This is a genomic window from Moorena bouillonii PNG (assembly GCF_001942495.1).
GTDB lineage: Bacteria > Cyanobacteriota > Cyanobacteriia > Cyanobacteriales > Coleofasciculaceae > Moorena > Moorena bouillonii.
On record NZ_MKZS01000001.1, the window covers coordinates 8190582 to 8201308 of the forward strand.

Genomic DNA, 10727 nt, shown 5'->3' on the forward strand with positions numbered 1-10727 from the left:
CCAGATTATCTATGACTAATTCCTTCCATTATACTCTATTTTTAGAATTTTAAGGTATTATGGAGATGTCTTGTTGATACGTCAACGTCACTATTTTTGCTCTCCACTACCAAAATCCACAACGGGATAGCTTGTTGCCCTTGTCTGTTGACAGCAACAATATCGAAGCGCCCAGTGATGTAAGTATCCTCATCTTCGATGTAGATTCGGGCAATTTCTTCCTCAACATTGAGCTTAATGGGAGGGCGATGAAAACCTGCTAAACGTAACAAGGGCGCAACTGATACCAGGCGTACTTGTCCTTCGGAAACCTTACCTTCGAGCCAATAGTTCCTAAATTCATCCTGAATGTTAACAAGTTCCTCTTGTTCAGTTTCAGTAAGGGGTTCAAGGGTAAGTAGTGGTGCAAATAAGCCGTTGTACAGGGGTTTAATCCCTAGCAAATGGTGAACATCCTTCAGGGAGAGTTTACGGGCTTGTAAGGTTGTCATTTTTGATTGTTTATGCCGTATAAGCTGATCAATAAAGCGGGTATCGCCATTTTTATGATAAGCTTTAATCTAACAAGTTTAAAATGACTAATAACTCTTCACCCCAAACCATAAAAACGCATAGGATTATCCCACAGGATCTTTTGCACTATCTTCTGAGATAGCTTGTCCTGAAGTCCTACCATTTCTTCAATAATCTTGGGATTGTGGTCTATGTGAGGGTAGTCAGAACCAAAGATCAAGTTATCAGAACCGATGTACTTGATAATATCAGCTAGATAAGGCTCATCTGGCTCAATGGCAATGAAGCACTGGCGACGGAAATACTCTGAAGGCTTCATCTTTACATGGTCTTTCACCTCCCAGGCCAGTTGATCGTACTCTTCATCTAGCCGCCACAGCCAGTAGGGAAGCCAACCGCAACCGGACTCAAGAAACGCTACTCTGAGATTGGGGTGACGCTCTAATACTCCCCCTTCGATCAGTGCCAACATTGCCATCATCTGTTCCATGGGATGAGAGCAAGCATGCATGGCAAAACGGGTATTAAATCGATCTGATCCAGTGGTCGGTAATCGAGCATGGCTACCCTCATGAATGCCAACTGCTATGCCCAGCCTCTCACACTCCGTCCAAAATGCCTCATAGGCCGGGTCACTGAGCAGTCGTCCTTTAACCGGATTTGGCCGGACAAAGACAGCTTTCCAGCCAAACTCTGCGATCCGATGTAATTCCGACACCATGTTGCTGGGGTCGTGTAGACTAATCGCTCCTACTCCTTTCAATAGTTGCGGGTCATAGCTGCAAAAGTCTCGTAACCAATTGTTGTAGGCACGGGTGAGTGCTGCTGCCAGTGGCGGATCCATAGTATCGATCGCCAACATCCACAATCCTGTAGTTGGATACAGAAAGGAAATATCCACACCCATCTGCTTCATGGCCTTGACCTGAGATTCTGGGCCAGAGCCTAGGTTTTTATTATAGGTAGCCTTGTTCCGGATTGCTACCTTAATTCCTTCAGCCCAGACAGCATCGGATATCTTATTATAAATTGTCTCACCTTCCACTCTCATATACTTAGTTGGAGGGGAAAAGATATCAATTTTCACAACCCCATCCTTTTGGGAGGGTTGATCTCGATAGGGTGCATGATTTTTAAATGCAGGTTCCAGGTACTTCTCCCACATATCTATCGGTTCATTCACATGGCCATCGGCATCAATAATTTGATAGTCTTTCAGCATTGTTTTTCTATTGAAGGTTGTCTGTCAGAATTAATTCTTAATTCTTAATTCTTAATTCTTAATTCTTAATTCTTAATTCTTAATTCAAAAAGGTTAGATGTTGGGAAACTTGTTGCTGATCAGAAGAAAATCGGAAATGGGTTGAGTTGGTTTTCGTTGAGGGATTGTGGTAACTGACCCATCTGTACTGGCACATCATAAAGTCTTCCGGGAGCCCACCGTTTCCAAAAGTGTCGCAGACCAGGGACAATCACTTTGACAACATTGAGTCCAATATCGGGACGGGTTTGATCTAGAACCAGGGTTTCCATACTTTGCTTGGCAGCAATGTCTACACAGGTTTGAACATCGTCTCGCAGATCATCGCTGCTCAGTTGAGAATAATCGCTGTAGAGTTTTGGAGTAGTGTTTTCATCCGGTATCAGATACGGCTGATTCTCTAAGGTAGCCATTCGCCACCAGTCTATAGCTAACTCATCGGAGTAGTTGTATTTGGTGCTGCCATCGGGAGCTATGGATATAACCGCTGGAAGCATCTGGTTTAATTCCGTTAGCGATCGCATAATCCCAATTTTGGGGTCGAAATGAGCACCGAAAGCAAAAATGATATCTTCCACAGGTTGATCAATCCTCCTGGAAAGAGCAGCAAAGGCCGGAATCCCTAAATCGCTAGTGAGATCGAGTACCCAAAGTTCACGGTTGAGGGAATGGTAATACTCCTTAAGAGCTGTAAAATAGGGTTGGTTAAAACTGTCTAAATCCACAGCTGGTCGTTTGAGGCGGTTATACCACCACAGCGCTACACTATCTCGCTCTACCAACTCCATGAATCCTTGTAGGATTGCTTCTTCTTTGGTGTTGCCAGCAGCAGTACCATTGGAGTCTGCCCAACAATCTGGTTTAGAGGGTTTTGGGTAGCCGTAATAGCAGTAAGCTGTGGGTAAATACTTAAATGTTTTGTCAGTCAAAGACCAAATCGGTGTCCACTCAATCTCTCGTTCGGGATCAAAGGGTTCTGGAACCTTTTGAAAAAAGCTCGGACAGCTTTGATTCCAGTCCTGGCGGGTTTGGTATTGGCGATCGCTAAACAGCATACAAGCATTGGGGTGAATAGCCACATCCGCCATACTCTTGTAGCTACCTTTGCGTCGAATTTCGTCTCCCTGAAACACACCAGAATATCTCTCAATCGCTTCCCCAAGGGCGCTGGCTTTTGCCTGAGCGTCAGTCTGTCCTTTGCCAGCACTTCTGCCACGCAAGTGTTTCCGCAAGAAGTATAAACTATCGAACATGCTGGCAAAATTATGTCCAGCTATATAGGTAGGGGTCAAATCGCTTTTTAACTTAGAAACTTTACTAATTCCTCTAACTGCTCCGATTATCGGACTAATGTGGTGTTCGTATTGCTTAAGGGTTTTTTCTGGTGAAACACAACGGTGTCCACCATCAGCTGTAAAGGTTTTCTTCCGGCTTTCTAATAAAACTGGCAAGGGGTCTCTATCTCCTAGATAGCTTGAGTCGCCACAAGCAGGACATTGAGGACGCTTGACCAGAGTGTGATTTTTGGTTTCTAAGGATATGGTGTCAAAGGTGACCAGAGTCCCTTTGAGGGATGGATGGTCTCCCTGAACAATCCATTTGGCGATTTCAGTAGCCGCTAGATTCAGTCCAGTGTCTAGAGTAGACGGTAGTAAAGAGCGAGAAGTTGGGAAAGCCGTCGATATACTATTAGGTTGGCGATGTTTGCGCAGAAAATCTTCCACGGGGCGATTGGCTCGCAGCCGTTGGGCTAGACATTCCCAACACCCAGTTTTTCCAGGATCGAAAATCGGACCAATCCAAATCATTTTGCCCACTGGCTTGACCAGCATCCACGGACGCTGGGACTGTAAAGCCTTTTGATTGAACTCATCAAGACCGACTTGGAGATAGTCATCGGTTAATACAACAGCAATGTCTCCCTCCTCAGCCATCTGAATATTGAGTGATTCCAGGATCGCGATCAAGGGTTGGGTTGGAACTGTGCCAAAGGAAGTTACTGAAACCTTAGTAGATTGCAAGCGGCTGGTGGCTGTCGTGTGATCAACATTCAGAAAATTCCAGAAAGCTGCTACCTCTGATGGCATATCTGAGGCCATCGGGTTATCGTTTTCCACGATATAGCCTTTCTTTTCCATCAGCATCAAAGCATAGTAAATCTCAGCCGTGGAGGCTTGGCCTTGCAGCAGGTTAACCATGTCTTCCACGGAATGCTCGCCATCAATTAAAGGAGCTAATTGTTCATAAAGATCACCATTGAGAACAAAATACTCTGACTCGGACAGCAGAAAGACACCAACCGATTCCACATCTTCGATATGAAAGCAAGGTTTAAATTTAGGTTTGTTCAGCATGGTTAGTTTTTCTCTTTTCTCTAGGGAGGCATACTATCGCAAAGGCAACAGGGAACAGGGAATAGGGAATAGGGAATAGGGAATAGGGAATAGGGAATAGGGAATAGGGAATAGGGCACAGGGAAGAAAAATTCTCACAGCAGCCTTAACTATGGCAGCATCATCAGCGGGCTAACCTTTGACAATAAATCAATAGCCCTGTAATATAGTAATTAGTTGATAAAATTTACCGGACTTGCTAAATTTTAAGGCTGCTATAATTTAAGCAAGACATGGTAAACTAGAAGTCTAGGGCTTAGCTTAAGATGACTAGCCCGGTTTGATCGAGTCGGTTTGATGAAGTGGAATTGATTGAGTAGGTGTACCGATACTCAATCTGAGCCAACTAAGACTTATCCAAATAAGGGACTAAGCAACGGGCAGGTATAAAACGCCCGTTACCAGTCCAGATTGGCGGTAGCTAACCCCCCCGTCAGAGGTAAAGCCGGTTAGAGATAAAAATTGATAGGTTTGTATCTGGTTGCTCTATTAGGGTAATCGCTGACCATGGCCTGGTTTAATCAGGCTTAATAAAGCGTTTACCCGATAGGGCTTTCCTATCCTAAAGTCGATGGCGACTTTATGTTTTTGTTCAGACTGTTTGTTCAGACTGTTTGTTCAGACCTCTTCGGGGTAGTCATCTACTTTTCCCTAAAGCCACTAGGGATTTTAGCAGCACCCAGGAACGGCGGAGTCATCGATTACCGTCTCTTCGAACCAACTACTAATCTGTGCATCTGTGAGGTCGCTGGGCTTAGCAGGGAGATTGATTTCATAGATCATTGCCCCGCCATCAGCGGTTGTAAGGGCTGGAGCCCCAGTAGAGCCCTGATTCACCACCACGTTCACGAAATCTTCTACCACTAGTCCAGCTTCCCGAAGAATGTCCGCAGGAGCACTGACAAAGCGCTTACGGAATTCATCGTCGAGCCAGGCTTTGGCGACAAGTTGGGAAACAGTGGTTTCTAGGGTTTTCCAATTTTCGCTCAATTTCATGTTGATTCTCCGGTACAAATTATCCTGTACAAACTGTATTCTTGGAGTCTTTTGAATGAAGTTTTTATCAACTCGTTTTATCAACTTCAAGAATACACAAGTAGTTCTAACAAACCCTAAAAATTAGTCCGCCGTAGTAATGGGGTAAGTAATTATACAGATAGTTAAGCAAGACAACTAGGAATTTGATCAGGGATATCATGGTTGACCCAAGACAAATCAAACCTACCGAAACCATGGTTAAATCTTGATTATGCCTAGGCAAGGTGCCCGTTTCACTACACCAAGTAAGGGAGATTAGGAGTAACTGATCCTTAGGGTGAGATGTCGGTTATTTTACCTATGAATTTGTGACAACCCTGCTGGGCCTCGGCGCGTTCGCCCTCATTGCCAATATGGATGCGCTGGTTGTGAAGCGGCTCTTTGATCCGGATGTTGCCGGCAATTACGGACCAGTTGTCACCCTGGGCAAGATAAATCTCTTTGTTCCCTTGGCGATGGGTTTGGTGCTATTTCCCAAGGTGACACAACGCCAGGCATTAGGCCAGAATCCTCAGCCAATTCTCTTCCTATCTCTGGCCGTCACGATCCTGCCCGGGCTCATCGTCACCGCGCTCTACTTCTTATATCCGGGTCTCATTGTGGAAACGATTTTCACGGACAGCTACCGCAATCCAGGACAGCTACTCGGGCTAGTGGGATTAGCAACCACGCTCTTTGCCGGCGTCAACATCTGGCTAAACTACGCGCTCTCTCTGGACAGAGCAACATTCGTTTATGTCCTGCTCGGGCTTGTGATACTCATGTTTCTTGGCATGGTCATCACCGGCTCCGCCCTCATCAACATCGGCTGGACCATGGTCGCCACCGGCCTCCTTGCCAACCTCGCCGGCCTCATCCTCCTCGCCCCCATAAGACCAACCAGCTAGCCCCTCTCAATTACTTACTTCTGCCAGCGAACGACAGTCAGCCCTCAGTTCAGGCATTGGCCGAGTTGGCATAGCTCGAAATCCAAGTTGAAATTGTTGGATCGAGCAGCAGTTAGCAAGCCAACAAGTAGGATTAGACCCGGGACCATCCCAGTCAGTCATATCATCATAATCGAACCAATAAGCTACTGGCCTTGCAGCAACTCAATTTTGTTTCAGAGAGACGCCAACGACCGGTCGAGCGCATCAACGAAAATCTCAGCGTGCTCTGGCCGGAAAACCAGTGGCGGTCGAATCTTTAGGACATTGCCACCTACACCCGATTTTCCAACCAAAACGCCATTCTCCACGAGCAGATCCAATAGGCGTACCGTCTCTTCGGTAGCTGGCGCCCGACTCTCACGGTCCTTGACCAGCTCAGCCCCGACCAACATACCGCGCTGGCGAACATCACCCAATATCTCGTACTTATCCATGAGCGCCGATATCCCCTCGCCCATTAACTTGCCCGTTACACCGGCATTTTCGATTAAACCTTCATTTTCGATCACGTCGAGCACAGCGTTACCGGCGGCACAGGCGACAGGGTTGCCACCGAAGGTACTAAACAGCCCTTTCGCGGTCATAAAGGCGTTCAAAATCTCCGGTCGCGTAATGACGACTCCAAGCGGGAAGCCATTGCCCACTGGTTTACCCAAAGTCACGATATCCGGCACGATCCCTTGCGCCTGATGTCCCCAGAGGTGCGTCCCGGAACGACCAAACCCAGCTTGTACCTCATCGGCAATAATCAGAGCACCGGCAGCCCGTGCCTTCTCGGTCACTTTCTGTAGGTAACCGGCCGGTACCCCCGGAATGCCATTGCTCACAAAAGAGCTATCGATCATGAAAGCGGCCGGCTCAAGCCCTTTTGCCCGCATATCTTCAATGGCCCGGTCCGAGTCAGCAGCATAGAGTGACGCTACATCGGGTGCGTCATAACCGTAAGGTCCCGTATACGGATCAGGTGATACAAATGCTTCCATGTGGGGCGCCAAGATGGCCCCAGAGCGTCCCGGGGAGAAGTCTGCGATGTCACCGGTGATACCGTGATAAGCCCCTTCGACGATGAGGCCGCCGGACCGGCCGGTAAAATGCCGCGCAAAGCGCCACGCCACATCATTCGCCTCGCTACCTGAGTTGACAAAGGTGCAAACGGCCAGATTGTCCCCCATCGTACTCGTCAACCGCTCTGCATAATCCAGGATGATTTCGTAAAGATAACGAGTGTTCGTGTTGAGGGCCGCCATCTGTCGCGACACAGCCCTAACGACGTGGGGGTGACAATGACCAACCGAAACGACATTGTTGTATGCGTCTAGATAACGCTTACCGCTAGGGCTAAAAAGCCATGGGCCCTGCCCCCGCTCAACATGAATCGGATTTGCATAGAAAAGGCGCAAGCTGGGGTCCAGAACACCATGCCGACGACCAATAAGTTGGGAGCGTTCGTCAGAAAGCGATTCACTTACATAACTCGGGAAGCGGCATACTTTACGGATACGGCGGCTTACTTCATCGCGACCTAGTCGACGCAATTCAACCATTGCGTGCCAATATTTGGCCTCATCATCCGTATGGAAACCTTCCTGTTCGGGCGTTTCTGCCCGACGCCAGGCAATGATGACAGAGGTGGCTGCCAGACGAGTCAACGTCAAATCATAAATCAGGTCGATTTCCGCTTCTTCTAAAGGCATTACCTCATCAAAACCAGCCGCCATATTGGCCATGACGTCAACGGCGGCATCCGCGTCCAACCCACCCACGTCGTTAGCGATTGCCAGTTCAACAATGAGCGGCGCAAACACCATATCGCCGAAATCCAACAGGCCGGTGATCGTATCCGGGTCGGCTGGATCGATGAGGCAATTGCGCCCGTGGCCATCAGCATGAACGACCTGATGACGAAGCGTACGCATCTTCGGTAGCACGACGTCCCGGTGGTGCTCGAGAATTGCCCGAATATGTTCACGCACCTCAGGATCAGGGACATGGTCGACATGGGGTAAATAAGCTGTGGAGCGGGTCAAATCCCAGGGATGCTCATTCCGGGCGGCGGGATGGAAGAAGCCACGTAGAGCCAAATCTAGTCGAGCAAGGTAGCGTCCTAGGCTACGCCGTTGAGCCATCGAGCGAGGTACGCTTCCGGCGATATCTCCAGGTACGTAACTCAGCACCCGCATGATATGGCTCGTTCCATCCGGCCCCTCCATCATCGTGAATGGCTCGCCCCCATTTGTCAGAATCACGCGGGGCACAGACAGCTCCGGATCTTGCTCTTCCAGGTAACGTAACGCCGCGGTCTGATACTCAATCACCTCGATCGATTCAGCCGAATTCGATATCTTGAAAACCACTTTATCCCCAGACTCGCTCTCTATGCGAAAATTCTGATCCCGTTCGCTATAAAGGGGGGCAAAGGTGCCTTCCAAACCATAGTGGGTTAGGGCTAGCTGCTTGGCAAACGCTTCAGGGAATTGGGGTTGGTTGCGATCAAGGAATTTTAGGGTGTTTTGACTCATCGGGTTTTCTCCTCCGGGGATTTTACTTGCCCCCCACCCGATTTAGCCAATCAAAACCCGTCGGGTCGGGGTAGACCCGTCGGGTTGGTAGGAACCCCTCACCGCGACAAAAGTAAATCATCTCTCATTGACAGTTAGTAACCCTTGTGATAATCTTCACAATGCATTGTGAACTATATCACAATCAACGTTTCCAATGATTGATGAGGGCACGCCCGCCCAGGCCCACCCAGGGCTGCTTGTTACGCCGCCGTTGCACCCACTCAGCTGTGGCAAAGGAATAAGTTACCCATGAACATTGATGAACATATTCAGCAAGCTCAAAAACAAGGTGCATTCGATAACCTGCCCGGCCAAGGTCAACCAATTAAGTTGGCTACCAACGCTTTCGCCGGTGACGAAGCACTCGCGTTTGATATTCTCAAGCAAGCTGGTTTTACACCCAGCTGGGTTGATGAGCGCAAAGAGATTGAGGCAGACATTGAGCGCACAATGAAAGCTGTCAATCGCTCCTGGCAACTGGTTGAAGGCAATTATCGCCGTGACCAACGCTGGCTCAAGGCGGAAAAAACCTTCCGCGAGAGCATCCTCCGTGTTAACCAAAACATCCGAACCTACAATTTAAAGACGCCGCCTGGCATACCTCATCTCGTTGAAATCAACGTCGAGCGAGAGCTGGTTAAGATGCGTCGCCTAAGTGGCATCTAAAGAATATAGTAGAGACCCTGGCCTACCCCGCCAGGGTCTTTTTTGTTATTCAGGCTAGTCTAGAGGTTTTTTATCGATACCGGCCGGTCTTCACACCCTACCGGAACGGTTCCGGGAATGTCCGCGCACAACAGCCAACCTGACCTCACGCTCCTGCGCCATTATCTCAGCCCGCAATGGCGACGTGTGGGCCTCCTCGGTTGCCTGCTACTCATCACCATCGCTCTACAACTTTATGCACCCATAATCCTCGGTCAATTTATCGATGACGCGCGGGCCGGAGCACCGTTAAACGGACTCTACCTGATGGCCCTTGGCTTCATCGGCCTAATCGCGGTGGCTCAACTATTTTCGGTGATGACCAGCTATCAGGCAGAGATAGTAGGTTGGACAGCCACCAACGCCTTGCGCTCTGACCTGACCCGGCACATCCTCAATCTTGATCTAAGATTCCATAATCGCTATACCGCTGGCGAGCTTATCGAGAGAGTAGACGGTGATGTCGGCACCTTACATCAATTTTTCGCTCTCTTAGTTGTACGGATTATTGGCAATGCTTTGTTATTGATTGGATTGTTGATTGTTCTGTTCTGGCAAGACAGCTTAATCGGATTAGGTGTCCTGGCGTTTGTCATTGTGATCGCGATCATCTTTTATCGCATTCGGCATTTGGCGGTTGAGGCGATAATCAAGGACCGACAGGCGACAGCTGATTTGGGTGGTTTCTGGGAAGAGCATCTGTTGGCAACGGAGGATTTGCGGAGCAATGGGGCCGTTGACTATGTCCTCAATCAGCAAGGCCCCCTTCATTGGCAGGTTTTGCAAGCGACACGAAAGGCCCGTTTTCTGGGCTGGAGCATGCATGGGAGTTACATCGCGCTCCATATCTTTGGCTATGCGCTAATCTTTGTTTTGGGTGGCTATCTTTATCTGCAGGGAGACGTGACGCTAGGCACGGTCTATCTCGTTTTTCATTACCTGGGCTTGGTGGTCGTCAATTTGCGGGCGTTTGTGCGGGAGCTGGACACCTTGCAAAGGGCCAGGGCGAGTTTGTCGCGGATACGCGGACTGTTACGTGAAAAGAGCTTGCTAGGCACCAGAGATGAAACCGGGTATGCTGCCATTTCCCCAGCTTATCTCCAGTTTACCGATGTCGCTTTTGCCTATGGGGAACAACCTGTTTTGCAGGGGGTGACGTTTGGGCTGCAGAAAGGGGAGCGGATGGCGCTGTTGGGGCGGACGGGGAGTGGTAAGAGCACGATTGCCCGGCTGCTTTTCCGCTTTTACGATCCGCAGGTAGGTCAGATTCGTCTGGGTGGTGAGCCATTGCAAGGTTTGCCTTTATCGGGTTTGCGGCGGCGTATTG

8 protein-coding genes are annotated in these 10727 nt (G+C 48.9%); 3 read left to right on the forward strand and 5 right to left on the reverse strand.

What is annotated here, in order from left to right:
- Window positions 1-41: 41 nt before the first annotated feature.
- The 4 genes from BJP37_RS33490 to BJP37_RS33505 form a co-directional block, all read right to left on the reverse strand.
- Window positions 42-491: a hypothetical protein gene (locus tag BJP37_RS33490; RefSeq protein WP_075905524.1), complete on the reverse strand. Its 450-nt coding sequence runs from the start codon at window positions 489-491 to the stop codon at window positions 42-44.
- Window positions 492-589: 98 nt separating this feature from the next.
- Window positions 590-1735, reverse strand: a complete 1146-nt coding sequence (locus BJP37_RS33495) for an amidohydrolase family protein (protein WP_075905526.1) — start codon at window positions 1733-1735, stop codon at window positions 590-592.
- Window positions 1736-1854: 119 nt separating this feature from the next.
- The gene (locus BJP37_RS33500) at window positions 1855-4128 is read right to left on the reverse strand and encodes a TOMM precursor leader peptide-binding protein (RefSeq protein ID WP_075905528.1); all 2274 of its coding nucleotides are present in this window, start codon (window positions 4126-4128) and stop codon (window positions 1855-1857) included.
- A 708-nt stretch (window positions 4129-4836) separates the two neighbouring features.
- On the reverse strand, window positions 4837-5163 hold the full coding sequence (locus BJP37_RS33505) for a hypothetical protein (RefSeq protein ID WP_075905530.1): 327 nt from the start codon (window positions 5161-5163) through the stop codon (window positions 4837-4839).
- A 350-nt stretch (window positions 5164-5513) separates the two neighbouring features.
- Between BJP37_RS33505 and BJP37_RS33510 the strand changes: the two genes are divergently transcribed.
- Window positions 5514-6092 carry an MATE family efflux transporter gene (locus tag BJP37_RS33510; protein WP_075905532.1) on the forward strand — a complete coding sequence of 193 codons (579 nt, stop codon included), beginning with the start codon at window positions 5514-5516 and terminating at the stop codon, window positions 6090-6092.
- A 215-nt stretch (window positions 6093-6307) separates the two neighbouring features.
- On the opposite strand, the gene BJP37_RS33515 is transcribed toward BJP37_RS33510, so the two are convergent.
- Window positions 6308-8653, reverse strand: a complete 2346-nt coding sequence (locus BJP37_RS33515) for an aminotransferase class III-fold pyridoxal phosphate-dependent enzyme (RefSeq protein ID WP_075905534.1) — start codon at window positions 8651-8653, stop codon at window positions 6308-6310.
- Between the two features lie 291 nt (window positions 8654-8944).
- On the opposite strand from BJP37_RS33515, the gene BJP37_RS33520 reads away from it, so the two are divergent.
- On the forward strand, window positions 8945-9361 hold the full coding sequence (locus BJP37_RS33520) for a DnaJ family domain-containing protein (RefSeq protein WP_075905536.1): 417 nt from the start codon (window positions 8945-8947) through the stop codon (window positions 9359-9361).
- Between the two features lie 117 nt (window positions 9362-9478).
- Window positions 9479-10727: ABC transporter transmembrane domain-containing protein (locus BJP37_RS33525; protein WP_075905538.1), on the forward strand; the 1249-nt coding region annotated here is incomplete at its 3' end.

What these genes read in the sequence shown, in the direction of transcription:
- BJP37_RS33515 (WP_075905534.1), bottom strand. Translation starts at nt 8,653, where the DNA reads ATGAGTCAAAACACCCTAAAATTCCTTGATCGCAACCAACCCCAATTC.
- BJP37_RS33505 (WP_075905530.1), bottom strand. Translation starts at nt 5,163, where the DNA reads ATGAAATTGAGCGAAAATTGGAAAACCCTAGAAACCACTGTTTCCCAA.
- BJP37_RS33500 (WP_075905528.1), bottom strand. Translation starts at nt 4,128, where the DNA reads ATGCTGAACAAACCTAAATTTAAACCTTGCTTTCATATCGAAGATGTG.
- BJP37_RS33495 (WP_075905526.1), bottom strand. Translation starts at nt 1,735, where the DNA reads ATGCTGAAAGACTATCAAATTATTGATGCCGATGGCCATGTGAATGAA.
- BJP37_RS33490 (WP_075905524.1), bottom strand. Translation starts at nt 491, where the DNA reads ATGACAACCTTACAAGCCCGTAAACTCTCCCTGAAGGATGTTCACCAT.
- BJP37_RS33520 (WP_075905536.1), top strand. Translation starts at nt 8,945, where the DNA reads ATGAACATTGATGAACATATTCAGCAAGCTCAAAAACAAGGTGCATTC.